This window comes from Mesorhizobium sp. M1227, assembly GCF_040318315.1.
Classification (GTDB): domain Bacteria; phylum Pseudomonadota; class Alphaproteobacteria; order Rhizobiales; family Rhizobiaceae; genus Mesorhizobium.
The window spans coordinates 29904-55540 of the sequence record NZ_JAMYLZ010000004.1 but is presented as its reverse complement, the minus strand read 5'-3'; the positions used below and the strand labels follow the sequence as shown (position 1 = coordinate 55540).

The window sequence follows — 25637 nt, the reverse complement described above, 5'->3', positions numbered from 1 at the left end:
AATCTTTTCTGGTCGCGGCATCAATTGCCGGCGGCCGCTACCTTGTTCGTGCCATCGACCTCGGCCATCAGCGCCTTGTTGGCGCCGGGAAGGTCGGTTTTGGCTGCCGCCAGCCAGGTCTTGTATTGTGCATCGGAGACGACGCGAATGGCGATCGGCATGAAGGCGTGGTCCTTGCCGCAGAGTTCCGAGCACTGGCCGTAATAGAGGCCTTCCTTGTCCGCCTTGAACCAGACCTCGTTGATGCGGCCCGGCACCGCATCGGTCTTGATGCCGAAGGACGGCATGGCAAAGGCGTGAATGACGTCGGTCGCCGTCACCAGCACGCGGGTCATGGTGCTGACCGGCACCACCATCTCATTGTCGACGGCGAGCAGGCGCGGATACGCGGCGCGATCTTCCTTGCCGGCAGCAGCCCTGTCGGCATCCTGAAGGATCGCGGAATTAAAGGAAAGCGTGTTGTCGACCTGGTATTCGTAGTCCCAGTTCCACTGATTGCCGGTCGCCTTGACGGTCAGCTTGGCTTCTTCCGGCGGCGTGTATTGCGCGGTCAGCAGTTGGAACGAGGGAATGGCGAGACAGAGCAGGATGACGACGGGACCGACAGTCCAGATGACCTCGATCAGCGTGTTGTGGCTGGTGCGCGACGGCGTCGGGTTGACGCTCGCCCGGAACCGCAAAATGCAGTAGGCAATCAGGAAAAGCACCAAGGCGGTGATCACAATGATGAACGCGAACGAGTAGTTCCCGAACCACTCGATCTGCCGCATAATGTCGGTCGCCGGAGGCTGAAAACTGGTTTCCCAAGGTTGGGGCTGGGCTGCATGAGCGGATGCAGCGGCAAACAACGTGGCGGCGGCACTAGCTACGATTTTGGCGGTTGCCAGGAATTTTCTCATCGCCCTCGTCATCTCCCAGTTCCTCGCGATCGGACCGCAAGAATGTCGAACAATGGCCGGGACGGGAATCCCGGACAATTCAAGGCTGGTTCAAACCATACTCTATTTGCCTCCGCAAGAAAGGAGCGCCGGAACCCGTGCGGCATTTTTGCGCGCAAGCGCGGCGCTGGCTTCGTGCGGTGACGGCTCGCCGCGAATCACCAGAGCGGCATCCGGGTAGAATGAGCCGCGCGGCGTGCGGAGCCGTCGCAATTAGGGCGAAATTGGCACTGAAAAGCGCATTGTCGCCTGTGTCGGGGCAGATCGCCGGGGTCTCGTCCTTTACTTGGGTTTAGTGCGGCTTAAAGTGCCGTGATTCGCAATGGAGCCGTCATGAACCCTTGGCTTTCGAGAACCTTGGCGAAGGTCATCTTTGTTGCCGCCGCAATAGCCTTGTCCGGCGCCGGCCTGGCCAATGCCGCGCAGCCAAGCGGCACGGTGAAGTCAACGCATGGGGCGTGGTCGATCATCTGCGATACGCCCGCCGGTGCTACATCCGAACAATGCGTGATGATGCAGAACGTCGTCGCCGAGGACCGTCCGGAAATGGGTCTTTCCGTCGTCGTGCTGCGCACAGCCGACAACAAGGCCGAAATCCTGCGTGTGCTGGCGCCGCTCGGCGTGCTGTTGCCGAACGGCCTCGGCCTCAATGTCGACGGCAAGGATATCGGCCGCGCCTATTTCGTGCGCTGTTTCCAGGACGGCTGCTATGCCGAGGTCATCCTGGAAAAGCCGCTGCTCGACACGCTGAAGACCGGTACGTCCGCCACCTTCATCGTCTTCCAGACGCCGGAAGAGGGCATCGGCATTCCCGTCGACCTCAAGGGTTTCGCCGACGGCTTCGCCGCCCTGCCTTGAGCCTGGGTCTTGTAGCACGATCCAGTGATGTTGACCGGCCGAGGTCACGGCAAATCTCATTTCAGATTGTCTGTGCGGGCCTTCGCGCCTACATCGTGGGAAACAATCCTCCTGCGAATGGACCTGCCATGAACAGCCTGATCGGCCAATTTGACATTTCCGACGATCGCATCAAGCAAATCGTTGCCGAGACTATTAACGGCGCCGACGACGGCGAACTGTTTCTCGAATATAGCGAAAGCGAATCGCTGATGTTCGACAATGGCAAGCTGAAGACCGCGAATTTCAACACCGACCAGGGTTTCGGCCTGCGCGCCGTCGCCGGCGAAGCCAGCGGCTACGCCCATTCCAGCGATCTCTCCGAAGCCTCGCTGCTGCGCGCCGCCGATGCCGTTTCGACGGTGAAGAGCGGCTATTCCGGCACGCTTGCCGCAGCGCCTGCCCGCACCAACCGCCACCTCTACGGCGACGGAAACCCTATCCCCTCGCCTTCCTTCGAGGCCAAGGCCAAGCTGCTTCAGGAAATCGATGCATGGCTGCGGGCCGAGGATCCGCGCGTCAGGCAGGTGACGGCGTCGCTCGCCGCCTCCTGGCAGCATGTCGAGATCATGCGCGCCGACGGCCAGATGGTGCGCGACATCCGTCCGCTGGTCAGGATCAACGTGTCGGTGGTGGTCGGCGACGGCGACCGCCAGGAGAGCGGCTCCTACGGCATGGGAGGCCGCAAGGATTTTGGTGAATTCCTGATCGAGGACAGCTGGCGGCACGCGGCCAAGGAGGCATTGCGGCAAGCGCTGGTCAATCTCGAAGCGGTTCCAGCACCTGCCGGCACTTTCGACATCGTGCTGTCGAGCGGCTGGCCGGGCGTCATGTTGCACGAGGCCGTCGGCCACGGGCTGGAAGGCGATTTCAACCGCAAGAAGACGTCGGCCTTTGCCGGCCTGCTTGGCCAGCAGGTGGCAGCGAAAGGCGTCACCGTCGTTGATGACGGCACCCTGCCCGAGCGGCGTGGCTCGCTTACCGTCGACGATGAGGGCACGCCATCGGCCCATAACGTGCTGATCGACGATGGCAAGCTGGTCGGCTACATGCAGGACCGCCAGAACGCCCGGCTGATGGGCATGAAAGCCACCGGCAACGGGCGACGCCAAGGTTACGCGCACGAGCCTATGCCGCGCATGACCAACACCTACATGACAGCGGGCGACATGGAGCCGGACGAGATCATCGCCTCGGTCAAGAACGGCATCTATGCCGTGTCGTTCGGTGGCGGCCAGGTTGACATCACTTCGGGCAAGTTCGTGTTCGGCTGCACCGAAGCCTACATGATCGAGAACGGCAAGGTGACGCAACCGATCAAGGGCGCCATGCTGATCGGCAACGGGCCGGATGCCATGCATCGTGTGGCGATGATCGGCAACGACATGAAGCTCGACACCGGCATCGGCATGTGTGGCAAGGCCGGACAGGGCGTGCCGGTCGGCGTCGGCCAGCCGCATCTCAGGATGAACCAGATGACAGTCGGCGGCACCAGGGTTTGATGGAGTTGACGCCGAATTATCGCCGCTCCGGAACAACCAATCCCCGCCGCCCACTGCCTTGTCATCGCTTTAAGTAGGAGTAGCTTGCGCCTTGAATTTGCGGAGAGCTTCGACTATCTTACATTCGTCTTACACCTAAGGACGTGCGCAGATGGCTGCCGCAAAGAAGCTCGTAACTACGGTCTCGACCAAGGGACAGGTCATCCTGCCCAGCGCGATCCGGAAACGGAGGGAATGGCATGCCGGCACACGCCTTCTGGTCGAGGATACCCCGGAGGGCGTGCTACTGAAGCCTGCGCCAGTCTTCGCCGAGACACGGCCAGAGGACGTGTTTGGATCGCTGCGCTATAGTGGCAGGCCGAAGACGTTGGAGGAAATGGACGCGGGCGTGCTCGCCGAAGCGCGGCGGCGCCATGCTCGCAATTGATACCAACCTGATCGTCCGCTACCTGACGGGCGATCACCCGTCGCAGTCTTCCCGCGCCCGGGCGCTGATCGATAGCCAGCCGGTCTTTGTCGCCGTCACGGTGATGCTGGAAGTCGAATGGGTGTTGCGCAGCGCCTACGGTTTTGCGCCGCTTGAAATCGCCCGTACGCTACGGGTGTTTAGCGGGCTTCCCACGGTAGAGGTGGAAGACGGGGCGGTCGTGTCGTCCGCGCTCGACCTCTCGGTACAGGGGTTGGATTTCGCTGATGCGCTGCATCTGGGCAAGTCCGCTCACTGCGCTGGCTTCGCGACTTTTGACCGCAAGTTCGTCAGGGCCGCGAAGGCGGCCGGATACGAACGCGTGCAAGAAGCATAGCAGCTCACAGCGGCCCAGCGCGGCACAAAAGCGCGCCACAGGGTCAGCCTGGTTTCAGGCATAGATGCCGGAGCGGACTGCCTCCAGATAGGCAAGCACCATGTCCGTCTTGCCTTCGCGAACCAGATCGTAGGCGGTCTTTCCGGCCCAACCGGGGATCGGCTGATGCTTGAACCAGATCGCCGCACGATGTTCATCACCGGCCATCTCGCCGGCCATCGCCAGGATACGGACGATGGGACTCAATGCGGCGTCGACCTTGCGCGCACCGGACTCGGCGGCAAGCGTGTTGCGCGCGAGACCGGTCAGCCCCGCCAGTTCTGTCGTATTGACCCCTAGCAGTTCAGCGACCCGCCTTGGCGAGAGAAACGGCGCCCGCTCCTCGCCGAAGCACGATGGCGAAATTTCGAAGGCTGCGGTGCTCGTGGCAATTCCCTAACACGGTCTGAACGACGTGCGCTAAAAATGTGCTTTTTTGGTGCGCGTTTCAGGCCCTGGCTGCTAGCGTCTTCGTCTCGGCTTCTCCAACAGCGCCACGGCCTCGACATGCGGCGACCACAGGAACTGGTCGATCGGCGTCACGCTCTTCAGGGTATAGCCGCCGTCCATGAGGATGCGTAGGTCCCGCGCCAGCGTTACCGGATTGCAAGACACCGCAGCGACGAGCGGCACGTAGGAGCGCGCGATCTGCTTCGACTGGTCCTCGGCGCCGGCGCGAGGCGGGTCGAAGACAACGCCGTCAAAGGCATTCAACTCCTTGAATGTGAGCGGCCTCCGGAACAGGTCGCGACGTTCGCCGGTCACCCGCTTCAGGCCGCTGGCGAAACGGAATGCCCGGTCGAGCGCCGCGAGTGCTGCCGCATCGCCTTCCACCGCATGAACCTCCGATCTTGCGGCCAGGCGCAGCGCGAAGCTGCCGCAGCCGGCGAACAGATCGGCGACCTTTTTGGCGCGCGCGAAATGCTGGCCGACAATGTTGGCCATCGCCTGTTCGGCAGCCTCGGTCGCCTGCAGGAAAGCGCCCGGAGGCACTGCGACGGCGACGCCACCAAACAGGACGACCGGTTTGTTTGGTTCGATAATGATCTCGCCGTCGACCGACAGCCTGGCCAGCCCCTCGGCGATGACGAAGTTGGAAGCGACGCGGCGCTGGTTCTCGCCGAGCTTGCCGGAATCGTGAACCGCGACATCGAGGCCGGAACCGGTCACCGTCACCGCCATGTGGAACGATTTGGTCGTGGTGCAGATCAGTCCGGCAAGCATCCTCAAACGGTCGAGCGCAGCGACGATCTGCGGCGCCGAGATCGGGCATTCCTCGATCGAGATGATCTCGGATGACAGCGCGCGAACGAAGCCGAACTGCATTCCCGCCTCGCTCCGCCGGGCGGTGAAGACGACGCGGCGGCGCGTGTGCGGCGCGCACGGCACCAGCGCCCCGACATCGCAAGCGATGCCCTTGCTCTTCAGCGCATGCACGACCTTTTCGCGCTTCCACCGGTGATAGGCTTCAGTCTCGAGATGCTGGACGGCGCAGCCGCCGCATGCGCCGAAATGCCGGCACGGCGGATCGACCCGCAACGGCGAAGCCTCAACGACCGACATCAAGGTGGCGCGATCTTTCTCCCGCGCGGCGGTGACGACCTCTCCCGGCAGCGCGAACGGAATGAAAATCTCGCCGGTTTCCGTCTCGGCGATGCCGTCGCCCTGCGAGCCCAACCTTGCGATCGTGAAACGGGTGCTCATCGCTTCTGGGTCTCGACGTCCTTGATGCCGCCGAGCAGGAACTCGCGGTTGCCGTCGCCGCCCTCTATCGGTGACAGATGAAGCCCCAGCGAGCGCCAGCCGGGAATGGCATCGAGCCAGTCCTGCATCAGGCCGGCAATGCGCGCCGCATCATAGGGGTCCTTAAGCAGGCCGCCCTTGCCGATCGCCTCGCGGCCGGCCTCGAATTGCGGCTTGACCAGAAACACAGCTTTTGCGCCATTCCTGGCCAAGGCAAGCGCCGGCGGCAGCGCCAGTTTCAGCGATATGAAGCTGACATCCGAGACGATGAAATCCGGCACACGGCCGCCGAGATCGGCGGCCGATAGTTGGCGCGCATTCAGGCCTTCAATTACCGTCACGCGCGGATCGCCGGCAATGTCGGAGTGCATCTGGCCGTGCCCGACATCGATCGCGGTGACATGCGCCGCGCCGCGTTCGAGCAGCACCTGCGTAAAGCCCCCGGTCGAGGCGCCGACATCGAGCGCTTCGCTGCCGGTGGGGTCGAGGGCGAAATGCTCGAGACCAGCCTTCAGCTTCAGTGCGGCGCGCGACACGTAACCCTGCGCCGGATCGTCAACGACAATGTTGCACTCAGGCAGAACGGCCTGGCCCGGCTTGAGGGCGACGATGCCATCGACCGTCACGGTGCCGCGCTCGACCGCGTCGCGGGCACGCGAGCGGCTGGCAAACAGACCGCGCTGGACGAGCAATTCGTCGAGCCGCTGGCGTATGCTGGCTGGCGGAAGGGAAGTCATCGGCCTTCATGGCGAATGCCAACGATGATGGCAAGGATATTGGCGATGAGACAATGCATAGTTGGCAACGGGTGAACGCATCAAGCCACTCCGCTGTTTGTCGAACCTCGCACGAGATCCGACGCAATGCTAAGAAAGAGATGCCGTTTAGCCGTCGAAACGTGGAGGAGGAAACATGCTGACGGGAACCTGCCACTGCGGCGCAGCCCACTGGACCCTGGAGGGCGATCCCGGTTCGATCACTGCCTGCAATTGCACACTTTGCCGTCGCTACGGCACGCTCTGGGCTTATGACCATGTCGACGAACGCATCCGCCTTGCCGGGCCCGTAAGCGCCTATCGGCGCGTCGGAAAGGCTCATCCTTCGCTTGAGATTCTCTTCTGCCCAACCTGCGCTTGCGTCCTGGCCTGGCGCGGTTTGCATCCCGATGCGGCTGGGCGCTACCGCATCGCCGTCAATGTGAGGCTTGCGCCGCCCGAGGCCGTCGCCGATCTCCCGATCGACCATTTCGATGGTCTCGATGCATTCGAGGATTTGCCGAGAGATGGTCGCTGTGTGCGGGATATGTGGTTCTAGTTTCTAGAGTCTCTTCGGGATCATGCTTTAGAATATGGTCCGCGAAACCCGCCGTTCGACGGCCGGCGTCAGACCGTCGCTGCTGTCGCCGAACACCTGCGGGCGCGGCCGGTCAACGGAAATTGACGCCTTCGGTGAGGTATCTGGCATGACGACAAATTGCGGCGCCTGCTTGTTGTAGGAAAAGCCGCCACGGATCTCGCCGATCTTGCCGGCGACGATGCCCATCACCGCCTCTTCGAGTTTGCGGTCGTAGCGCGTTTCGGCCCCGGCCGACGCGGCGAAGATGGCCGCAAGCGCGATGCCGCCCAAAAGCGATCTCATTGGTCTTCTTTCCCCTGCCTGGTTGCCTTCTAGCAGGGCAGCGTTGAAGAACGGCCAAAGGACACGGTAAGCAAATCGCCAAACGGCAGCGTAAACGGCAGGTTACGACTGTTCGCCGGCAATTTGATTCAGGCAGTTGAGATATTGATTCAGGCTAGCATCTTGCAGCCAAGTTGAATCGCTTCGGCGTCGCCGGAAATGCGTCTAAAAACTAGGCGCGCTGGGCCTGCGCGGTATGCCCCAGCGCCACGAACACGGTGCGCACGATGCCGGCGCTGTCCAGCCCGGCATCGGCATACATCTTTTCCGGCTTGGCATGGTCGACAAATGTGTCGGGCAGCACCAGCGGGCGCACCTTCAAGCCGCTCTCCAGCAGCCCTTCATGGGCCAGGAACTGCAGCACATGGCTGGCGAAGCCGCCGACCGCGCCCTCTTCCACCGTCACCAGCACCTCGTGTGAACGGGCCAGCCGCCGGATCAGGTCCTCGTCGAGCGGCTTGGCAAAACGGGCATCGGCGACCGTGGTCGAAAGCCCGGCCGCGCCAAGCTCCTCGGCCGCGGCCAGGCAATCCTGCAGCCTGGTGCCGAAGGAAAGCAGCGCAACCTTGGTGCCCTCCCTGACGATCCGGCCCTTGCCGATCTCCAATACCGAGCCGCGTTGCGGCATCTCGACACCAACGCCGTTGCCGCGCGGGTAGCGGAAGGCGATCGGGCCGTCATCGTAGCTTGCAGCGGTGCGTACCATATGGCGCAGCTCGGCCTCATCGGCCGCGGCCATGACGACGAAACCGGGCAGCGTCGCCAGGAAGGTCGTGTCGAAGGCGCCGCAATGGGTGGCACCATCGGCGCCGACGAAGCCGGCGCGATCGATCGGAAAGCGCACCGGCAATTTCTGGATCGCCACGTCGTGGACGACCTGGTCGTAGGCGCGCTGCAGAAAGGTCGAGTAGATCGCCGCGAAAGGCTTGAAGCCTTCCGTGGCAAGACCGGCGGCGAAGGTCACCGCATGTTGCTCGGCGATGCCGACATCGAAGGTCCTCGCCGGAAACGCTTCGCCGAACAGGTCAAGCCCGGTGCCGTTCGGCATGGCGGCGGTGATGGCGACGATGCGGTCGTCCTCTCGGGCCTCCTGGATCAGGCTTTCGGCAAACACCTTGGTGTAGCTCGGCGCATTGGCGGGCGCCTTGGTCTGGGCGCCGGTGATGACGTCGAATTTGTTGACGCCATGATATTTGTCGGCCGCTGCCTCGGCCGGGGCGTAGCCCTTGCCTTTCTGGGTCACGACGTGGATCAGCACCGGGCCGTCGGCATTGTCGCGGACGTTCTTCAGCACCGGGATCAGGTGCTCGAGGTTGTGACCGTCGATCGGGCCGATGTGGTAGAACCCCATTTCCTCGAACAACGTGCCGCCGGTGACGTAACCGCGCGCATGCTCGACCGCTCGCTTGATGGCGCGATCGGCGCGCTCGCCGAGATACGACGTCAGCTTCTTGCCGAAATCGCGCAAGCCCAGATAGGTCTTGCCCGACGCCAGACGGGCCAGATAGGCGCTCATTGCGCCGGTCGGCGGAGCGATCGACATATCGTTGTCGTTCAAGATGACGATCAGCCGGGCATCGAGTGCGCCGGCATTGTTCATCGCCTCATAGGCCATGCCGGCCGACATGGCGCCGTCGCCGATGACGGCAATGACATTGTTGCGGCCATCGGACAGATCGCGCGCCATCGCCATGCCGAGGCCGGCTGAAATCGAGGTCGAGGAGTGGGCTGCGCCGAACGGATCGTATTCGCTCTCGACGCGACGGGTGAAGCCGGACAGGCCGCCCTCCTGGCGCAGCGTGCGGATGCGGTCGCGGCGGCCGGTCAGGATCTTGTGCGGATAGGCCTGGTGGCCGACGTCCCAGATCAGCCGGTCGTCCGGCGTGTTGAAGACGTAGTGCAGCGCGACGGTCAACTCGACCACGCCAAGGCCGGCGCCGAGATGGCCGCCGGTGTGGGAAACGACGTCGATCAGTTCGGCGCGAAGCTCTGACGCAAGCTGCGGCAGGTCGCCTTCGGCAAGCGTGCGCAAATCGGCTGGGACGCGGACCTTGTCGAGAAGCGGCGTATCGGGCTTTGCGTTCACTGTTTGCGAGCCTGGTCAGATTTTCTGTTCATCGTGAAATATGCCGCTGGCCGGCGAATGTAAATGTGGCGGTAACGCGCATCAGCTTTCGGGCAGCGGGATGAACTCTTGCTCGTCTCCAGGAACGATATCGAAGCGGCCTGTCTTCCATTCTTCTTTCGCCTGCTCGATGCGTTCCTTTGAGGACGATACGAAATTCCACCAGATATAGCGTTTCGAACCGAGCGAGGCGCCGCCAAACAGCATGAAATGGGCGCCGCGTTCCGATGAGACAACGATTTCGTCGCCGGGCCGGAAGACCAGCAGCCGCTCGGCCGGAAAGCGGTCACCGGATATCGAAACCTCGCCTTCCAGCGTATAGATGGCGCGCTCCTCGGCATCGGCCGGGATTTTCACGCTGGCACCCGGCGCCAGCCTGAGATCGGCATAAAGCGTGTCCGAAGCGGTGGCGACCGGGGAGCGCAGTCCGGAAAACGCACCGATGATCACACGGCCGCTGACCCCCTCGGCCTCGACTTCGGGCAGGCGCAGGGCTGCGGTGTTCTCGAAGACCGGCGCGACCTCCTCCTTGCCGTCCGGCAGCGCCAGCCATGTCTGCAGGCCGGAAACCGACATCGGCGCGCCGCGCAGTTCTTCCGGCGTGCGCTCCGAATGGACGATGCCACGGCCGGCGGTCATCAAATTCACGTCCCCGGGCTGGATTACCATCTCGGTGCCGAGCGAATCGCGGTGCCTGATCTTGCCGTCGAACAGGTAAGTCACCGTAGACAGGCCGATATGTGGGTGCGGACGCACGTCGAGCGCCTGGCCCGCTCGCAGAACGGCTGGACCCATGCGGTCGAAGAAGATGAAGGGTCCGACCAGCCGGCGCCTGGCCGTCGGCAAGGCGCGGCGAACCTGAAATCCGCCAATATCCTTGGCATTCGGAATGACCATCAGCTCGATCTGATCGCTGGCGAAGGCATCGCCCATCTGCGGATCGTTTCCGGGAAAGAAGCTCACGCGGTCCCCTCAGGCGAAGCGAAGTGCGGATTTGGCCTTCGCCTTGGCCGCCACCTCTTCGCGATTGCGCGGATGCTGCGTCGTCTCGAGGCTGTCGAGCAATTCGCGCGCCGAGGCGGCAATGGCCTCGACGGCATGGTCGAACGCATGCTGGTTCTGTTTCGACGGCCGCGTCGTTCCGCTCAGCTTGCGGACAAACTGAAGTGCGGCATCGCGGACCTCGTCATTGGTTGCCGGCGGATCGAAATTGAACAGGGTCTTGATGTTTCTGCACATCCTTCGCAATCTCCTCTCGTCCTGGAGCCGTTTCAAACGGGATGAGTTTTACCCTCAATCGTGATGATGTCCAAAGCCGGTAAGCAAAATTGTCGTTCGACGCCGCGCCTCAATCCGCGTCCAACGGCTCTGTCCCCACCGGCTTGCCGTCACGCGACAGCCTGATTTTCTCGACCTTGTCCTCGGCCGCCTTCAGCAGCCGGTCGCAATGCGCCTTCAGCGCCTCGCCGCGCTCGTAGATGCGGATCGACTGGTCGAGCGGAACGTCGCCGCGCTCCAGATCGTCGACGATCCTCTCCAGCGCCTCGAGCGCCTGCTCGAAGCTCATCGCCTTGACGTCCTCGTTGGTCTCACCAGCCATCATCTATCCCTTCATCAGCCGCCCAACATGGGCGGCGACTGAAAATGCCAATCCCTGCAGATCGTAGCCGCCCTCGAGCACGCTGACGAGCCGGTTGCGGCTATGGCGCCCGGCTCGTTCGAGCAACTGGCCGGTCGCCCAGTCGAAATCATCCTCAGTCAGGTTGATCTCGGCCAGCGGATCGCGGTGGTGGGCATCGAAACCGGCGGAGATGATGATGAGATCGGGCGCAAAATTGTCGAGCGCCGGCAGGATGCGTGACAGAAAGGCGTCGCGAAAACTATCGCTGCCGCTCTGCGGCGCCAGCGGCGCGTTGACGATGTTGCCGGCGCCGGTTTCGCTCACAGCCCCGGTTCCCGGGTAAAGCGGCATCTGGTGTGTCGAGCAATAGAGCACCGATGGATCGTCCCAGAAAATGTCCTGCGTGCCGTTGCCGTGATGTACATCCCAGTCGACGACGGCGACACGGTCGGCGCCATGGTTCTTCTGCGCGTAGCGTGCCGCGATCGCGGCGGTGTTGAACAGGCAAAAACCCATGGAGGTGGTCTTTTCGGCATGATGGCCGGGCGGCCGTGCGGCGACGAAGACGTTTTCGGCACGGCCGGTGAAGACGTCGTCGACCGCGGCGTTGGCTGCGCCGATCGCGGTCACGGCCGCCTGCCAGCTCTTCGGGCTGGCGGTGGTGTCGGCATCGATACGGGCGATGCCGGTGTCCGGTATCGCTGCACGGACCCGTTTGACGAATTCGGGCGGATGTGCGTAGAGGATGGTTGCCTCGTTGCCTTCCGGCGCCTGGACGCGATCGAGCGCCGCGAACGCCTCGTCGTCAAGCACACGCTCTATGGCGCGCAAACGGTCCGGCCGCTCCGGATGACCGGGCGGTGTTATGTGCTCGAGGAAAATCGGGTGGGTATAAAGTCGCGTGACCATGCCCCGATATAGGCGCGCCTCGCCGCTTTGGCCATGTTTTCGCGCGCTGGTGAGGCGATGTTCAACAGGGTTTAGGCAACCGGCGTCGGCTGAGCCCACCGCGAGCCGCCTGGGATCGGCGAAAAGAATGACCTCAGGCCGGTGATCGGTCAATCTGGGGCTGCTTCGCTGACGATCGATCAGGCTTAGGCAGCTTGCCGGTGCGATTGAGCAGCCCTTCCAGAAGAACCTTGAACGCCTTCACTGCCTTCTTCGACGTCGCTTCGGGATCGTTCGAATTTGCGATCCACTGCGCCCCATGCAACGAAGCGCCGCTGACCAGCCTTGCCGCGGCTTCGGGATCGACGGCGAGAATTGTCCCCTCGTCGCTCAGTCTTTGCAGGCTCTCCGTCATCGAGCGGATGCATGTGCTCTGGCTTGGCCATTGCGATGGATCGCCGAGCACCGCCGGCCCGTCACGAAGCACGATACGCTGGATCTCCGGCTCCAGCGCCATCTCGATATAGGCGGTGCATTCGTCGACAAAGCCCTGCCAGAGATTGCCCGGCTTGGCCGAAACGACCTTCAGCCGGGCTGCCATTTCGGCGTCGATCTCGGCGATAACCGCCTGGAGTAGGCCCTTCTTGTCGCCGAAGTGATGATAGAGCGCACCGCGCGTCAGCCCGGCCGATGCCGTGAAGTCATCCATCGAGGCTTCGGCATAGCCGAGCGTGCCGAAGGCCTGGCGCGCCGCTCCGATCAGCTTGGCGCGGGTTTCGGCAATCATCTCCTTGCGTGGTCTATGCATGCTCTGGCCCTATTACCATACGTCTCGTATGCCAATTGACATACGCCGCGTATGATCTATTTAAACTCATACGCTACGTATGTAATCGCCGAACCGGCCGTTGTCGAGGAGCCAGACCATGCAAAATCCCTATTCCCAGATCTTTCGCGCGTCGGGCGCCAAGGGCTTTGCCGCCGCCGGCTTCGTTGCCCGGCTGCCGATGGCCATGGCTCCGATCGGGATCGTCGCGATGCTGTCGCAGACCGATGGCGAATACTGGCTGGCCGGTGCCGTCTCCGCGACATATGCGCTGGCCAACGCTTTTGTCGCCCCGCAGGTATCGCGACTGGTGGACCGCCTCGGCCAGACGCGGATTGTGGTGCCGACCACCATGATTTCCACGCTCGCTTTTGCGATCCTGATTGCAGCGGCCAATCAGCATTGGCCGATATGGACGCTATTCGTCTCGGCGCTGCTCGCCGCCATCATGCCCAGCATACCGGCAATGGTGCGCGCACGCTGGACCGAGATTTTTCGCAACCGCCCCGAGTTGAACACGGCGTTCGCCTTCGAGTCGGCGGCGGACGAACTGGTGTACATCGCCGGCGCATCGCTGTCGGTAGGGCTGAGCGTCGCGCTTTTCCCGGAAGCGGGAGTGCTCGCGAGCACATTGTTCCTCGCCTTCGGTTCGACGGCCTTCATCCTGCAGCGTTCGACCGAACCGCGAGCCCGACCGGTGGAACACGGTTCGGGCGGCTCGGCAATCCGGCTGCGGCCGGTCCAGATCATCACCTTGGCCCTGATCTTCATCGGCGCGACCTTCGCCACCACGGAGGTGAGCACCGTGGCGATCACGAAGGAGCTTGCCCAGCCGGGCGCCGCCAGCTTCGTCATCGGCGTCTACGCGCTCGGATCGTTCGTCGTCGGCATCATCATCGGCGCCCTGAACCTGAAAGTGCCGCTGCAGATTCAGCTTGCCATCGCAATCGCCATCATTGCGCTTACCTCGCTGCCGCTGCTCGTCGCCGACACCGTGCCGCTGCTGGCACTGGCCGTCTTCGTCAGCGGCGTGGCAATCTCGCCGACCTTCATCACGGCATTTGGCCTGATCGAACGGCGCGTGCCCGAGGCGGTGCTGACCGAGGGCGTGACCTGGGTGATGACCGGCATCGGCATCGGCATGGCGCTCGGCTCGTTCGCCGCCGGCTGGGTAGTGGACGCTTTCGGCGCGCAGAACGGGTTCTGGGTATCGGTGGCATCGGGCACAATCGCGCTGGTCATCGTGCTCGCCGGCCAGCGCAGCCTTGCCGCGCCGAACTGCGACATGCCTGCATGCGACGCAGCCGCGGTCGCTGCGGAATAGTTTCCGGTGCGTTCGGCCCGAGCCGGGGCCGGACGCATACCAGCACCGTGAGAATGGCCTAAAGAATCTCGGTCTTGGCGATGTGGATGCCAAAACCTTCGAGGCCGACATAATGGCGCTCGCGCGAGGCGATCAGATTGATCGAGGAAATGCCGAGATCCTTGAGGATTTGCGCGCCGAGGCCGATCTCGCGCCATTCGTTTTCGCGGCGACGAGCCTCTTCATGGTCCTCGCGGTCGCCGGCAGCCGGCCGCTTGCGCTCCTGATGGGCGACGCCGACCGAGCCTTCGCGCAGATAGACGATGACGCCGCGTTGGCGCTCGCCCATTGCCTTCATGATGGCGTCCAGCCTGTGGCTGGTGCCGAAGACGTCGCTGACCACGTCCTCGGAATGAAGGCGCACCGGCACCTCGACGCCGTCGCGGATATCGCCGAAGACGACCGCCACGTGATGCATGGAGTCCCAGGGCAGCGTGTAGGTGAAGACCTGCGCCTTGCCGCCCGGCGTCTCGATGTCGGAACAGGCGACGCGCTCGACCAGCGTTTCCTTGCGTTGCCGGTAGCCGATAAGGTCGGCAACCGAGATCTGCTTCAACCCGTGCTTTTCGGCGAAGGCCTGCACCTGCGGGCCACGCATAACGGTGCCGTCATCATTGACCAGCTCGGAAATGACGCCGACCGGCGGCAGGCCGGCGAGCTTGCAGAGGTCGACAGCGGCTTCGGTATGGCCCGAACGCATCAGCACGCCGCCTTCGCGCGCGATCAGCGGAAAGATGTGGCCGGGGCGCACGAAATCGGACGCGCCGACATTGCCGTTGGCGAGATTGCGCACCGTCAGCGTCCGGTCGTCCGCCGAAATGCCGGTCGTGGTGCCGTGCTTGAAGTCGACGCTGACGGTAAAGGCGGTGGTGTGGGCGGAATCATTGTCAGCCACCATCGGCGACAGGTTGAGCCGCTTTGCTTCCTCGCGCGGCATCGGCGTGCAGACGATGCCCGACGTGTTGCGGACGATGAACGCCATCTTTTCCGGCGTGCAATGGACGGCGGCGACGATCAGGTCACCCTCGTTCTCGCGGCCGTCATCGTCCATAACGACGACGATCTCGCCGCGCTCGAAGGCGCGCAGGGCTTCGACGATTTTCTTCTGGTCGTAAGGCATGGGTGCTCGCTTCGCTCGCGGGAACAGGGGAGTAAGGGAGTAGGGCAGTACGGGAGTAGGGAAAAGGAAAAAATGCTGTCGTGGGAGCTGCGTAACCTACTCCCCTACTCCCCTACTCCCCTACTCCCCTACTCCCCTACTCCCCTACTCCCCTACTCCCCTACTCCCTTCCCGTTTGTCCCCGATGACGCAGATAATGATCGGCAATGGCGCAGGCAACCATCGCCTCGCCGATCGGTACGGCGCGGATGCCGACGCATGGATCGTGCCGGCCCTTGGTCATGATCTCGACGTCGTTACCGTCCTTGTCGATCGACTTTCGCGGCGTCAGGATCGACGAGGTCGGCTTGACGGCGAAACGCGCGACGATCGCCTGGCCGGTCGAGATGCCGCCGAGGATGCCGCCGGCATTGTTGGACAGGAAGACCGGCTTGCCGTCATTGCCCATGCGCATCTCATCGGCATTCTCCTCGCCGGTGATGCGGGCGGCCTCGAAACCGTTGCCGATCTCGACGCCCTTGACGGCGTTGATCGACATCAGGCCGGCGGCGATGTCCTGGTCGAGCTTGGCATAGATCGGCGCGCCAAGCCCCGCCGGAACGCCGTCGGCGACGATCTCGATGACCGCACCGACCGAGGAGCCCGCCTTGCGGATGCCGTCCAGATATTTCGTGAAGACGGCGACGGACGCCGGATCAGGCGTGAAGAACGGGTTTTCGGCGTCGCCGACGAAATTCCAGTTCCAATTGGCGCGATCGATCGATTTATCGCCCATCGACACCAGCGCGCCGCGCACCACCATGCCGGGCACGACCTTGCGGGCAAGCGCCCCGGCCGCCACCCGCGCCGCCGTCTCACGCGCCGAGGAGCGACCGCCGCCGCGGTAATCGCGCAGGCCGTATTTGACCTCGTAAGTGTAATCGGCATGGCCCGGCCGGAACTGGCGGGCGATGTCGCCATAGTCCTTGGAGCGCTGGTCGACGTTCTCGATCAGCATCGACACCGGCGTGCCGGTGGTGACCATCGTCTCACCGTCCTCATCGAGGATGAAGCCGGACAGGACCTTGACCTCGTCAGGTTCGCGACGCTGCGTTACAAAACGTGACTGGCCGGGGCGGCGCTTGTCGAGTTCGGCCTGGATCTCGTCGCGAGTGAAGCGGATGCCTGGCGGACAGCCGTCGACGACGCAGCCCAGCGCCGGCCCATGGCTTTCGCCCCAGGTGGTGACGCGGAAAAGATGGCCGAACGTGTTGTGCGACATGGAACCAGCCCTGCCGGCGTCGGAGCCGGCCTAGCGCATGACCCCGAAAATCGGAGCGATTTTCGGAAAGGATCATGCACAAAATCAAAAGTGCTACAGCGTCCCCTTGCGCGTCCAGGAGGACGCGCGGCGCTGTCGCCTGCCTTCTATTGGCGTTTTCCACAGTGGTCAAACTGTGATCCCGCGGATTTAGTTTTGACACATTCGATTGGTTTCTGCTCAGTTCCGTTCCGTTGGACGGAGCCGCTGTACCGGCAATGATTAAAGAGGACGATGATGCGTATCCTGATTGGCGCTGTTGCCGCCACGCTGTTGATTTCCACCGCCGCCTTCGCCGGCCAGACCGAGGGCCTGATCAAGAAGGTCGACAAGGATGCGCTGACGCTGACGCTGGACGACGGCAAGTCCTACAAGCTGAACGCCGAAACCGACCTCGATGCGCTGAAGCCAGGCATGGACATCGTCCTCGCCTACGACGTGACGAATGGCGAGAACGTCGTCACCGACATGGAACTGCCGGACACCGGATCGACCGAGTAGGACGCGTCGATATTCAGCTGATGCCGGCCCGACCTGATCTCAACATACGCTAGGTCATCGGTCTCAGAGCCACTCCAGGCGCCGGCCGTCCAGTCTGAGCACGCGATCCTGCGGCACTTCCATGCTGACCGCATCTTGTTCGGACATCCCCAGTACCAAGCGGAACATTACGCGCATGATGCCACCATGGGTCACGCAGACCGTCTGGCGATCGAGCGCGTCGAACCACGGCTTCACCCGTTCGAGCAGCATCTGGTAGCTTTCGGCGCCCTCGCCGGGCGGCTGGAAATTCCATTTATCGAGGCGGCGGCGCCTGGTCGAACCGGGATTGTTCGCCTCGAGTTCGGCAAAGGTGAAACCCTGCCAGTCGCCAAAGCTCAATTCCACGAGCAGCGGCTCGGTACGATAGGCGTACGGATCGAGCTTCATCGCCGCGCGCAGGCGCTCCATCGTCTCGCGCGTGCGCCGCATCGGGCTGGCGACAAAATCGAAATCTTCGGGCTTGTCGATGAGTTCGGCCAGCCTGCGCCCGTTGCGGCTAGCCTGCTCGCGGCCGAGCTCGTTGAGGTCGGTATCGGCCTGCCCCTGCAGCCGGGCCTCGGCGTTCCACGCCGTCTGGCCGTGGCGCACGATATAGACGAGCGGGTACATCAGGTCTTCCGGAAGAGGTCAGGCGGTGGCGTCAGTCCTTGACCGTCGAAATATCCGGCGCGTCGACCGCCTTCATGCCGACGACATGATAGCCGGAATCGACATGATGGATCTCGCCGGTGACGCCGCGCGAAAGGTCGGACAGGAAATAGACGCCGGAATCGCCGACCTCCTCCTGCGTGACCGTCTGCTTCAACGGCGAATTGTATTCGTTCCATTTCAGGATATAGCGGAAATCGCCGATGCCGGATGCGGCAAGCGTCTTGATTGGGCCGGCGGAGATCGCGTTGACACGGATCTTCTTGGCGCCGAGGTCGACGGCCAGATAGCGCACGCTGGCTTCGAGTGCCGCCTTGGCGACACCCATGACGTTATAGTGCGGCATCACCTTTTCCGCACCGTAATAGGTCAGCGTGAGCAGCGAGCCGCCGTCGGTCATCAGCGCCTCGGCACGTTTGGCGATGGTGGTGAAGGAATAGACCGAAATATCCATGGTGCGCAGGAAATTGTCGCGCGTCGTCTCGACATAGCGGCCGGTCAGTTCGTCCTTGTCGGAAAAGGCGATGGCGTGGACGAGGAAATCGAGCTTGCCACCCCAGTGCTTGCTGACATTTTCGAACACCGCATCGAGGCTGGCCGGGTCGGTCACGTCGCAATGGCCGGCGACATGCGCGCCCAGTTCCGCCGCGAGCGGCTCGACGCGTTTCTTGAACGCCTCGCCCTGATAGGTCAGCGCGATCTCGGCGCCATGGTCGACACAGGCCTTGGCGATGCCGTAAGCGATCGAGCGATTGTTGGCGATGCCAAGGATAAGGCCGCGCTTGCCGGCCATAAGGCCCCGTCCACCCGCCATGTCAGCGCTCTCCGAAAGGTTCTCTGCTTTGTGGAGTGCCTATCGCACAGCCACAGTGCCCCTTCAAGCGTTCAAAGCGGACAGTTCGGGGGACAAAAGCGTTTGCTCAACAGCGCCGCGCGTCCTTTGGACGTGCAAAGGACGCTGTAGCGCTTTGACCTTGCAGTCATGGGCCGGTGGGAAAATCCGACACCTAGTGTCCGTGTGGCACGGCGGAAGAGGACCCTTTGGCGGAAGTTCGTTGGCCCGTGGCCGAAGCACGCTCATGACCCCAAGCCGACAATGGGACCGCTTACATCGAACGACCGCTTGATGTCGCTACCGAGTCCTTCCGTCACAGCAGAAATCCCGTCTCGAATCCTTTGCCACGTGTAGGTTTGACCTCACGGAAGCCGAGAATTACAGATAGACTTATATTAGCAGATGCTATATTAGGGTGCGGGGACGCGAGGGGCCGCTAGTGTACTCGGATTGCCGTCCTTTCCTTAGATTGATTGGGCCATTCGCGATTGAGAGCGCGGATGGCGCGGACGTCACGCCGCATGGCAGACGGTCTAAAGCGCTCTTGGCCATGCTCGCCCTGGCACCCAACGGTACGCGGAGCCGAAAATGGCTGCAAAGCAAGCTCTGGAGCACTCGCGGCGAGGAGCAGGGTGCAGCGAGCTTGCGGCAGGAGCTGTCCGAGGTTCGGAAGTCGCTCCGCCGCGCCGGCATTGATCTAATCTCGACCGATCGTGATGTGGTTCGACTCGACGTCGCTTCGATCGGCATCGATTTGAACGATCCACCCGAAGGCTCTGCCACGCGTGATCTGCTTGAGGGCCTCGATATTCGCGATCCAGAGTTCGAGGATTGGCTTCGTGAGCAAAGAAGCCAATGGCCCCGGCCTCGCACAGTGCCAGCAAACGTCTTTCCTGTTGCCGCGGCAGATCAGTTGTCCGGACAGCGAAGCGCCTCACTTCTGAATTCGTCGCGGCTATGCTTGGGCCTGGTTCGCGATGCCAGGTGGACGGAGGGCTCCGCTAACAGGGCCGTCAGCGACCTTGTCCTGGATCTGGTGGTTCGATCGATCCTGAATTTCGAAGTGGTCGACGTCGTGGATTTTCAAGCGCAGGGACCGCTGACCCAAGCGCCTGACACTGCGCTACCAGACTGGCTGTTGCAAACCAGGGCAACGGTGGTGGGCGACAGAGTGGGCCTGACATTTGCATTAATTGCGCCCGGTGACAGCCGGCTCTTGTGGTCGCATACGGATTTTCTCGAGCCGGCCGACCTGACTGGCCCGGCGAGCCTGAAGCTGATGTCGTTGGTCAATCAGATCGTGTTTTCGATCCTCGAATTCGTTCTCGATCCTAAGTCCATCCGCGACGAGCCCCGACACCGGGCGTCTCGGCTTGCATTGACAGCGCTGCGACAGGTATTCCGCATGCGCGATACGGACCTGGATTCGGCGGAGCGCATGCTCGCCGAAGCATATGAGCTCGACCCGCGTAGCACGTATCTGGCGTGGCAGCTGTTTGTGTTTGTCACCCGCTTTGGCGAGAGACGGGTCGGCCGCTCGGGCACCTTTCACGATCAGGTTCGGGAATGCGCCAGTCGCGCCGTCGAAGTGGCCCCCTTCAATCCTATCACCCTGGCGTTGGCCGCTCATGCCCATTCGTTCGTCTTTCGTGAATACGCACAGGCACTGGAACTCGCCGATCGAGCGATAGCCGCTAACCCGCTACAAGCCATTTGCTGGGACATGCGTGCCTTGACGCTCGGCTATCTCGGCGAAGTGAAGCGTGGCTATGAGGATGCGATGCGCGCACGTGCACTGGGCGGGCCTCCCCTGTATCGTTACTGCATCGATACCACGTGCTGCATCTTGGCAACTCTGAACGGGCGCTTCGAGGAGGGGATACGTCACGGCGAGCGTGTCCTTGCGCAGCAACCCACATACCTACCCGCTTTGAGATACTCGGCTGCCTGCCACGGGCATTTGGGGCATACTGTGGAGGCAGTTCGAACTATCGAACGCTTGCGCGCCTGGGAGCCGGATTTCTCGCTCGAGCTGCTTTCGGAGGAGAATTATCCAATTGCAGGCGTACTCGGAGTTTCGGTTATCAAGAGCGGGTTGTCGCGGATAACGCTGCCAAGGTACGCACCCTAGCGCTGCGCACCGCAGGCGTTACGTCGAGGCTCCGACCACCAGTTGGCGCGGATCAAATTTAGAAGCTTTAGTTGAGGGGTGGACATGATGTCGACAATTGATCTCAATAACAAGTTGTTTAGCGCCCGATTCTTAGTAAGTGGATCGGCCATAAGGCAATATCCGCTGATATTGGGTGACGCAAGTCCTGAAAAATCTCTTGAGGAATACATCAAAAATAGAGGCGGCGAAAAACTGCATCCTTTCGCGTCTATGATGACCAAGAGCAGCGTTCTGTCGATTCAAGAAGAGCAGATCGTGATAACGATTTCTGATGACCCTGTGGAGGGTGCCATGCGCCTTTCGCCAGCCTTCCTGGCGGGGCCGAGCGCAGGTCGAGGTCGAGGCAGGGGCAGAGGGCGCGGACGAGGACGGGGACGCGGCAGGGGGCAAACGGCTTTCGAAACTGGCGAGGAGGCTTTGCCGGCGTGGCACGACAAGCGTGCCTTGCACAGGATCGGACTAAGCGTCGCCAACAAATATCTCGGTGCGATCTGGGAGGACATTCTTATCGATCCCCCGCCCGGACCTTCAGAGAGCCTCAGGGAGACAGAAGCGCTTATCGATCTGCAGAAGAGGAGGGAAGGTGACCCGCTGCGGCGCGAGGAGATCGTCCGCCAAGCATCGTTCGGGATTTTGGACTACACGGCACCGCTCGGAATAGACACTCTCGCGGGCTTCGAGGGGACATGCGCATTGATCGTTGCGATCCTCGAACTCACGGAGGAGATCGGGCTCAACTACAAAGATCGATTCAATCGGCCACGGCCCAACATCATTGAGCCGAGGCTGCGGCCGGCGCTTCCGGTTCCTTCGCACGCTTCCTACCCGTCCAACCATTCATTTCAGTCATTTGCAGTGGCGAACGTTCTGCAACGGATGCTGCCCGAGCACGCCGGCGTAACCGCGGTTTATGAGCGCGCCCGCCGGGTGGCCGAGAACAGGGAATGGGCCGGGCTGCACTACGCCAGCGACACCGATGCCGGCGAGGAACTGGCTGCGCGCATTTCTCCGTACTTGGTGGACGCGATGGATGAAACGATCAGACGCGCCCAGAGCGAATGGTAGGTGGGTGCCATGATGGACGACATCAAGAAGGGCGAAGGCCATCTTTGTTATGACTGGTATCACTACCTGTGGCACCTGATCGCAATCGGCGCCTTACGCGATCGTCCGCGCATCCCTGAAGCGCGGTTGCCGCACGAGGCCGCATACCTGCTGGAGGCCGACGCCTGGGATTTGTTGGGTACTGACAAGCCCGGTTACGGCGAGGTCATTGCCCAGATCGATACGGGAGTGAACTCAAGCCATCCCAATCTCGAGCCTCGTATCCTTTCTGCGGTCAGCTTCGCCGCTCACCCTTTCGGGTTGAGTTACGTCACACCCAAGCAGCAACCGCTCGTCTTGCGGGGGCCGGAAAAAAAGCAGAGCAAGAGCTTTGTGGCCGACGATACCTGGGCGTGGGCGGCAAGCCTGATCAAATCGAGGAACAATGCGCAGGAAGTCGAGGTTCAGAAATCGCTGCTTCGAGCACTGAAAGATGGGCGCGGCGTAATTCAGGAGACTGCTGAGACCTCGCGTATGCGCTACTCAGCGCACGGGACCGCCTGCGCCGGGCTGATGGTCGGCGCCCCTGCGGCCCCGCCCACGAAGTTGAGGCAATTTAGCAACGGTGAAGGCGCAATACCTTATTGGGGGGTCGCCCCAGGCGCTGAACTCCTGCCGATCGAGATTTCAGCACGGCCCGACGCAGCGCAGCTCATTCTGGCGTTCCTCTATGCCCGCGACCAGAAGGTTTCAGTCATACACTTTCCCCGGGAAGTACCCGATCCATGGCGAGCGCACCGTTCCTATCCTGGATATGGCGACAGCAGATATACTTCGGTCGAACAGGCAAAGCCAATTTGGGATTATTTCGAGACGCTTTTCGAGGCGATCAGCGAGGAAATCCCCATCATCTGCGCAGCCGGCAACGATGGCTACGACCATCTGATTTACCCGGCGAGCAAGGCCGGCGAAAGCAATGGCGTGGTTGCGGTGGCGGCCGCCACTTATCTGGCGAGACGTTCGGCATATTCCAACTACAGCGGCGATCCGACCGACAATTCCGTCACCATTTCCGCGCCGTCCGACGACCAGGAGGTGTGTACACGCTGCCAAATACGACTGGACCGTGAGTCGCTGCGTTCACGTGACCACAATTTCGAGATCTACGAGAAGCTCCCCCAGGTTGAATACGCGCCGCAGGGCGTGCTCACCACGGACATCCCGGGCCACCACGGCTATTCCGGCGGACAGCTGGAAGGAATCCAGCCACCGGGCGTCGAAAGCAGAGACCGCGCCGGGCTCTACACAGTATTTGGCGGAACATCTGCAGCCTCGGCCATCGTCGCGGGAGCAGCCGCTTTGTTGCAGTCGAAACATCGCTCCACCGGTAGGCCGCTCAACGGCATAGAGGTTAAGGCGAAGATGACCCAGTCAGGCGCAAAGGAGGTTTCATGGCCTTGGCTTAAAAAAGCTGACGTTCCGATTCTACCGGACAGCCCTAATTGCGAGAGAAGGGTGCCTTCGTTCGATCAGCAGTTTGGAGCGGGGCTGCTTGACCTCCGGAAGTTGCTGAGCTGAGGGTCCCGCCGAATTTTGACTAAAAGGTCGGCTGCAAGCCGCCAAAGCCGGGCCCGAATGGATTTCTGACGTAATTCTGACGTGCCCGCCACGGCGGGCTTACGATCCGCCTACGCCGTCCAGTCATATTCGAGCGACATTTGAAACCGCTCGGGGGCCGGACTCCAATGCATCCGATCACTGCCTATACGAATCCACAGACTGACCGCGTGCTCCCGTCATTCGGCATGGGTGAAACGAAATTCCAGCGCGCCATCGCCACGATCATGTTTACCGACGTGGAGGACTCGACCGGCTTGGCGAGCGCACTTGGCCTGATCGAAACCACGCGGTTCATGATCGAGCACTTCACGTTGACCCGCCAGGTCGTGGTGGCCAATGGGGGGATCGTTCAAAACTTTACAGGCGACGGCGTGCTAGCTCTCTGGCTGGGGAGCGAAATGACGCCCAGCGAAACGGCGCTAAAGGCGCTGGCCGCCGTCGCGGAACTGGTACCGGAAATCTCGCTCGGCAACGCTTGGAAGCGTTCAATGGGCTCCCTGTCGCGCCGCATCAGGATCGGCTTACACTCCGGCGAGGTGATGTTCGTCAACGATCGCCAGCGGGATTTCTCTTTTCTGGTCGGCTCGGAGGTAAATTTCGCCCGCCACGTCGAGCAGGCTGGCAAGAGGGAGAATGGCGCAGGCGTCGATGCGCTGGTGATGGTCAGCGGTGCGACCCTCCACCTTGCTGGCCTGGCGACTGCATCGATCGACCCCTACAAGCTTGTGCGGCTAACCCCCGCCGAACTGGCTCATCGCCAGTCGGTCGACTGGCCTCGACCGTGTTCGCGAAGCGGAACTATGGCGCGTGCAAATGTCGGCCTTTGAGGCGTTAGCTGACGTTGAACCTACTTCGGCCAAATGGCGGCTCCTGGCGCTGGTTGCTCGTTTCCTGTCAATAACCGACGCGGCATGAAACCACTCACGCCCGCTTACGACGTCAAGCGCCAGCCTTTTCGACCGTCAGCCCTTTCGCCTGCGCATCAGTGCCTCGAGCTCGGCGTCGCCGCCCTCCGGCAGCATCAGCCGCACGTGTGCGTAGAGATCGCCGTGACCGCCGGCCTTTTCCGGCAGGCCCCTGCCCTTCAGCCGCAGAACCTTGTCCGAGCTCGACCAAGGGGGAACGTTGACCGCAATCCTGCCGGTCGGGGTTTCGACCGCCACCTTGGCGCCATGCACCGCATCGGCCAGTTCCACCGGCAGGTCGACATGCAGGTCGCGGCCTTCGACGCGGTAGCGCGGGTGCCGGCGGAAACGGATCTTGACCAGCGCATCGCCCGGCTGCCCCGGTCCTTGCTCACCCTGGCCTTTCAACCGGATGGTCTGGCCGTCCTCGACATAGGCCGGCAACTTGACCGCCATCTTGCGGCCGTCGGGGAACATCGCCGTCACTTTCTCGGCGGTTGCGGCCTCCTCGATGGTGACGTCCAGCGTCACGTTGAGGTCGGCTGCAGTCGGCATCCGCCGGCCGGCGCCCATGCCGGCACCGCGCTGCTGGCTGAAAGCATCGCCGAAGATCTGGCTAAAGATGTCGCTGTTGCCGTCGAACGGGTCACCACCGGGACGGCCCGTGCGGAATTCGAAATGCGCGCCGCCCGGCCCTTGCTGCCGGCGGAAACCGGCGAAAGGATCGGCGCCGCCGGCCGCACTCTCGAAACCCTGAAACCGCGGTTTGCCTTCGGCGTCGATCTCACCGCGATCGAAAGCCGCCCGGTTCTTCTCGTCGCCGACGATCTCGTAAGCCTGATTGGCGGCGGCAAAACGCTCCTTTGCCTTGGGATCCGGATTCTGGTCCGGATGATACTTCTTGGCGAGCTTCCGGTACGCCGATTTTATGTCCTTGGCCGATGCGTTCTTGGCAACGCCCAGCACCTCATAGGGGTCGCGCATGCTTACTGCCCTGGAGAAGGAGTGGTTCCATGATCGCCTCCTA

27 protein-coding genes are annotated in these 25637 nt (G+C 62.4%); 11 read left to right on the top strand and 16 right to left on the bottom strand.

Features of this window, described 5'->3' with window-relative positions; all coding sequences use genetic code 11:
* Window positions 1–20: 20 nt before the first annotated feature.
* Window positions 21–911 carry a cytochrome c oxidase subunit II gene (gene coxB / locus NKH28_RS07885; RefSeq protein ID WP_352978441.1) on the bottom strand — a complete coding sequence of 297 codons (891 nt, stop codon included), beginning with the start codon at window positions 909–911 and terminating at the stop codon, window positions 21–23.
* A gap of 360 nt (window positions 912–1271) precedes the next feature.
* On the opposite strand from coxB, the gene NKH28_RS07880 reads away from it, so the two are divergent.
* From NKH28_RS07880 to NKH28_RS07865, 4 genes are all read left to right on the top strand, one after another.
* Complete coding sequence (locus NKH28_RS07880) at window positions 1272–1796, top strand: invasion associated locus B family protein (RefSeq protein ID WP_023674131.1); 525 nt, start codon at window positions 1272–1274, stop codon at window positions 1794–1796.
* Between the two features lie 128 nt (window positions 1797–1924).
* Window positions 1925–3337 carry a metalloprotease TldD gene (gene tldD, locus NKH28_RS07875; protein WP_352501957.1) on the top strand — a complete coding sequence of 471 codons (1413 nt, stop codon included), beginning with the start codon at window positions 1925–1927 and terminating at the stop codon, window positions 3335–3337.
* 151 nt (window positions 3338–3488) lie between these two features.
* A complete protein-coding gene (locus NKH28_RS07870) occupies window positions 3489–3764 on the top strand; it encodes an AbrB/MazE/SpoVT family DNA-binding domain-containing protein (protein ID WP_352449889.1) in 276 nt (91 codons plus the stop codon).
* Window positions 3751–4140, top strand: a complete 390-nt coding sequence (locus tag NKH28_RS07865; protein ID WP_352612405.1) for a type II toxin-antitoxin system VapC family toxin — start codon at window positions 3751–3753, stop codon at window positions 4138–4140. The genes NKH28_RS07870 and NKH28_RS07865 overlap by 14 nt, the downstream gene beginning before the upstream one ends.
* 54 nt (window positions 4141–4194) lie before the next feature.
* Here NKH28_RS07865 and NKH28_RS07860 read toward each other — a convergent pair whose 3' ends face one another.
* From NKH28_RS07860 to NKH28_RS07850, 3 genes are all read right to left on the bottom strand, one after another.
* Complete coding sequence (locus NKH28_RS07860) at window positions 4195–4545, bottom strand: antitoxin Xre/MbcA/ParS toxin-binding domain-containing protein (RefSeq protein ID WP_502906612.1); 351 nt, start codon at window positions 4543–4545, stop codon at window positions 4195–4197.
* Between the two features lie 96 nt (window positions 4546–4641).
* Window positions 4642–5883 carry a class I SAM-dependent RNA methyltransferase gene (locus tag NKH28_RS07855; protein ID WP_352540102.1) on the bottom strand — a complete coding sequence of 414 codons (1242 nt, stop codon included), beginning with the start codon at window positions 5881–5883 and terminating at the stop codon, window positions 4642–4644.
* Window positions 5880–6659 carry a TlyA family RNA methyltransferase gene (locus NKH28_RS07850; protein WP_352470660.1) on the bottom strand — a complete coding sequence of 260 codons (780 nt, stop codon included), beginning with the start codon at window positions 6657–6659 and terminating at the stop codon, window positions 5880–5882. Before NKH28_RS07850 ends, NKH28_RS07855 begins: the two co-directional genes overlap by 4 nt.
* Window positions 6660–6834: 175 nt before the next feature.
* Here NKH28_RS07850 and NKH28_RS07845 point away from each other — a divergent pair, with 175 nt between their 5' ends.
* A complete protein-coding gene (locus NKH28_RS07845; protein ID WP_352449893.1) occupies window positions 6835–7236 on the top strand; it encodes a GFA family protein in 402 nt (133 codons plus the stop codon).
* Between the two features lie 27 nt (window positions 7237–7263).
* On the opposite strand, the gene NKH28_RS07840 is transcribed toward NKH28_RS07845, so the two are convergent.
* The 7 genes from NKH28_RS07840 to NKH28_RS07810 form a co-directional block, all read right to left on the bottom strand.
* Complete coding sequence (locus NKH28_RS07840; RefSeq protein WP_352612398.1) at window positions 7264–7560, bottom strand: hypothetical protein; 297 nt, start codon at window positions 7558–7560, stop codon at window positions 7264–7266.
* Between the two features lie 211 nt (window positions 7561–7771).
* Window positions 7772–9685 carry a 1-deoxy-D-xylulose-5-phosphate synthase gene (gene dxs / locus NKH28_RS07835; RefSeq protein WP_352470661.1) on the bottom strand — a complete coding sequence of 638 codons (1914 nt, stop codon included), beginning with the start codon at window positions 9683–9685 and terminating at the stop codon, window positions 7772–7774.
* A gap of 81 nt (window positions 9686–9766) precedes the next feature.
* The gene (locus NKH28_RS07830; RefSeq protein ID WP_352540104.1) at window positions 9767–10687 is read right to left on the bottom strand and encodes a pirin family protein; all 921 of its coding nucleotides are present in this window, start codon (window positions 10685–10687) and stop codon (window positions 9767–9769) included.
* Window positions 10688–10696: 9 nt separating this feature from the next.
* Window positions 10697–10963, bottom strand: coding sequence for a DUF2277 domain-containing protein (locus NKH28_RS07825; protein ID WP_023716908.1), 267 nt, complete (start codon window positions 10961–10963; stop codon window positions 10697–10699).
* Between the two features lie 109 nt (window positions 10964–11072).
* Window positions 11073–11324: an exodeoxyribonuclease VII small subunit gene (locus NKH28_RS07820; RefSeq protein WP_031211056.1), complete on the bottom strand. Its 252-nt coding sequence runs from the start codon at window positions 11322–11324 to the stop codon at window positions 11073–11075.
* Window positions 11325–11327: 3 nt separating this feature from the next.
* Window positions 11328–12254, bottom strand: coding sequence for a histone deacetylase family protein (locus tag NKH28_RS07815; protein WP_352470663.1), 927 nt, complete (start codon window positions 12252–12254; stop codon window positions 11328–11330).
* Window positions 12255–12387: 133 nt separating this feature from the next.
* Complete coding sequence (locus NKH28_RS07810) at window positions 12388–13041, bottom strand: TetR/AcrR family transcriptional regulator (RefSeq protein ID WP_352470664.1); 654 nt, start codon at window positions 13039–13041, stop codon at window positions 12388–12390.
* 118 nt (window positions 13042–13159) lie between these two features.
* Between NKH28_RS07810 and NKH28_RS07805 the strand changes: the two genes are divergently transcribed.
* Window positions 13160–14383, top strand: coding sequence for an MFS transporter (locus NKH28_RS07805; protein ID WP_352470665.1), 1224 nt, complete (start codon window positions 13160–13162; stop codon window positions 14381–14383).
* Window positions 14384–14441: 58 nt separating this feature from the next.
* On the opposite strand, the gene ribB is transcribed toward NKH28_RS07805, so the two are convergent.
* Both ribB and aroC read right to left on the bottom strand, forming a co-directional pair.
* Window positions 14442–15542, bottom strand: a complete 1101-nt coding sequence (gene ribB, locus NKH28_RS07800) for a 3,4-dihydroxy-2-butanone-4-phosphate synthase (RefSeq protein ID WP_352449900.1) — start codon at window positions 15540–15542, stop codon at window positions 14442–14444.
* A gap of 160 nt (window positions 15543–15702) precedes the next feature.
* Window positions 15703–16803, bottom strand: coding sequence for a chorismate synthase (gene aroC, locus NKH28_RS07795; RefSeq protein WP_352470666.1), 1101 nt, complete (start codon window positions 16801–16803; stop codon window positions 15703–15705).
* Window positions 16804–17079: 276 nt separating this feature from the next.
* Between aroC and NKH28_RS07790 the strand changes: the two genes are divergently transcribed.
* Complete coding sequence (locus NKH28_RS07790; RefSeq protein ID WP_023716902.1) at window positions 17080–17343, top strand: DUF1344 domain-containing protein; 264 nt, start codon at window positions 17080–17082, stop codon at window positions 17341–17343.
* A gap of 63 nt (window positions 17344–17406) precedes the next feature.
* Here the strand turns inward: NKH28_RS07790 and NKH28_RS07785 are convergent, their stop codons facing one another.
* Together NKH28_RS07785 and fabI are read right to left on the bottom strand one after the other, a co-directional pair.
* Window positions 17407–17994: a histidine phosphatase family protein gene (locus NKH28_RS07785; RefSeq protein WP_352501966.1), complete on the bottom strand. Its 588-nt coding sequence runs from the start codon at window positions 17992–17994 to the stop codon at window positions 17407–17409.
* A gap of 31 nt (window positions 17995–18025) precedes the next feature.
* Window positions 18026–18847 (bottom strand): enoyl-ACP reductase FabI, encoded by an 822-nt coding sequence (gene fabI, locus NKH28_RS07780; protein WP_352449903.1) that lies wholly within the window; start codon window positions 18845–18847, stop codon window positions 18026–18028.
* A 565-nt stretch (window positions 18848–19412) separates the two neighbouring features.
* Here fabI and NKH28_RS07775 point away from each other — a divergent pair.
* From NKH28_RS07775 to NKH28_RS07760, 4 genes are all read left to right on the top strand, one after another.
* Window positions 19413–20999, top strand: a complete 1587-nt coding sequence (locus NKH28_RS07775) for an AfsR/SARP family transcriptional regulator (RefSeq protein WP_352612394.1) — start codon at window positions 19413–19415, stop codon at window positions 20997–20999.
* Between the two features lie 84 nt (window positions 21000–21083).
* The gene (locus NKH28_RS07770) at window positions 21084–22106 is read left to right on the top strand and encodes a phosphatase PAP2 family protein (protein WP_352449905.1); all 1023 of its coding nucleotides are present in this window, start codon (window positions 21084–21086) and stop codon (window positions 22104–22106) included.
* 9 nt (window positions 22107–22115) lie between these two features.
* Window positions 22116–23663, top strand: coding sequence for a S8 family serine peptidase (locus NKH28_RS07765; protein ID WP_352978440.1), 1548 nt, complete (start codon window positions 22116–22118; stop codon window positions 23661–23663).
* Between the two features lie 167 nt (window positions 23664–23830).
* Window positions 23831–24532: an adenylate/guanylate cyclase domain-containing protein gene (locus tag NKH28_RS07760; protein ID WP_352501968.1), complete on the top strand. Its 702-nt coding sequence runs from the start codon at window positions 23831–23833 to the stop codon at window positions 24530–24532.
* Window positions 24533–24667: 135 nt separating this feature from the next.
* Here the strand turns inward: NKH28_RS07760 and NKH28_RS07755 are convergent, their stop codons facing one another.
* Complete coding sequence (locus tag NKH28_RS07755) at window positions 24668–25594, bottom strand: DnaJ C-terminal domain-containing protein (protein ID WP_023716886.1); 927 nt, start codon at window positions 25592–25594, stop codon at window positions 24668–24670.
* Window positions 25595–25637 lie beyond the last annotated feature (43 nt).

What these genes read in the sequence shown, in the direction of transcription:
- aroC (WP_352470666.1), bottom strand. Translation starts at nt 16,803, where the DNA reads ATGTCGCACAACACGTTCGGCCATCTTTTCCGCGTCACCACCTGGGGC.
- NKH28_RS07825 (WP_023716908.1), bottom strand. Translation starts at nt 10,963, where the DNA reads ATGTGCAGAAACATCAAGACCCTGTTCAATTTCGATCCGCCGGCAACC.
- NKH28_RS07880 (WP_023674131.1), top strand. Translation starts at nt 1,272, where the DNA reads ATGAACCCTTGGCTTTCGAGAACCTTGGCGAAGGTCATCTTTGTTGCC.
- NKH28_RS07790 (WP_023716902.1), top strand. Translation starts at nt 17,080, where the DNA reads ATGCGTATCCTGATTGGCGCTGTTGCCGCCACGCTGTTGATTTCCACC.
- NKH28_RS07870 (WP_352449889.1), top strand. Translation starts at nt 3,489, where the DNA reads ATGGCTGCCGCAAAGAAGCTCGTAACTACGGTCTCGACCAAGGGACAG.
- NKH28_RS07810 (WP_352470664.1), bottom strand. Translation starts at nt 13,041, where the DNA reads ATGCATAGACCACGCAAGGAGATGATTGCCGAAACCCGCGCCAAGCTG.
- coxB (WP_352978441.1), bottom strand. Translation starts at nt 911, where the DNA reads ATGACGAGGGCGATGAGAAAATTCCTGGCAACCGCCAAAATCGTAGCT.
- NKH28_RS07805 (WP_352470665.1), top strand. Translation starts at nt 13,160, where the DNA reads ATGCAAAATCCCTATTCCCAGATCTTTCGCGCGTCGGGCGCCAAGGGC.
- NKH28_RS07770 (WP_352449905.1), top strand. Translation starts at nt 21,084, where the DNA reads ATGATGTCGACAATTGATCTCAATAACAAGTTGTTTAGCGCCCGATTC.
- NKH28_RS07755 (WP_023716886.1), bottom strand. Translation starts at nt 25,594, where the DNA reads ATGCGCGACCCCTATGAGGTGCTGGGCGTTGCCAAGAACGCATCGGCC.
- fabI (WP_352449903.1), bottom strand. Translation starts at nt 18,847, where the DNA reads ATGGCGGGTGGACGGGGCCTTATGGCCGGCAAGCGCGGCCTTATCCTT.
- ribB (WP_352449900.1), bottom strand. Translation starts at nt 15,542, where the DNA reads ATGCCTTACGACCAGAAGAAAATCGTCGAAGCCCTGCGCGCCTTCGAG.
- NKH28_RS07845 (WP_352449893.1), top strand. Translation starts at nt 6,835, where the DNA reads ATGCTGACGGGAACCTGCCACTGCGGCGCAGCCCACTGGACCCTGGAG.
- NKH28_RS07855 (WP_352540102.1), bottom strand. Translation starts at nt 5,883, where the DNA reads ATGAGCACCCGTTTCACGATCGCAAGGTTGGGCTCGCAGGGCGACGGC.
- NKH28_RS07850 (WP_352470660.1), bottom strand. Translation starts at nt 6,659, where the DNA reads ATGACTTCCCTTCCGCCAGCCAGCATACGCCAGCGGCTCGACGAATTG.
- NKH28_RS07765 (WP_352978440.1), top strand. Translation starts at nt 22,116, where the DNA reads ATGATGGACGACATCAAGAAGGGCGAAGGCCATCTTTGTTATGACTGG.
- tldD (WP_352501957.1), top strand. Translation starts at nt 1,925, where the DNA reads ATGAACAGCCTGATCGGCCAATTTGACATTTCCGACGATCGCATCAAG.
- NKH28_RS07760 (WP_352501968.1), top strand. Translation starts at nt 23,831, where the DNA reads ATGCATCCGATCACTGCCTATACGAATCCACAGACTGACCGCGTGCTC.
- NKH28_RS07820 (WP_031211056.1), bottom strand. Translation starts at nt 11,324, where the DNA reads ATGGCTGGTGAGACCAACGAGGACGTCAAGGCGATGAGCTTCGAGCAG.
- NKH28_RS07840 (WP_352612398.1), bottom strand. Translation starts at nt 7,560, where the DNA reads ATGAGATCGCTTTTGGGCGGCATCGCGCTTGCGGCCATCTTCGCCGCG.
- NKH28_RS07815 (WP_352470663.1), bottom strand. Translation starts at nt 12,254, where the DNA reads ATGGTCACGCGACTTTATACCCACCCGATTTTCCTCGAGCACATAACA.
- NKH28_RS07785 (WP_352501966.1), bottom strand. Translation starts at nt 17,994, where the DNA reads ATGTACCCGCTCGTCTATATCGTGCGCCACGGCCAGACGGCGTGGAAC.
- NKH28_RS07865 (WP_352612405.1), top strand. Translation starts at nt 3,751, where the DNA reads ATGCTCGCAATTGATACCAACCTGATCGTCCGCTACCTGACGGGCGAT.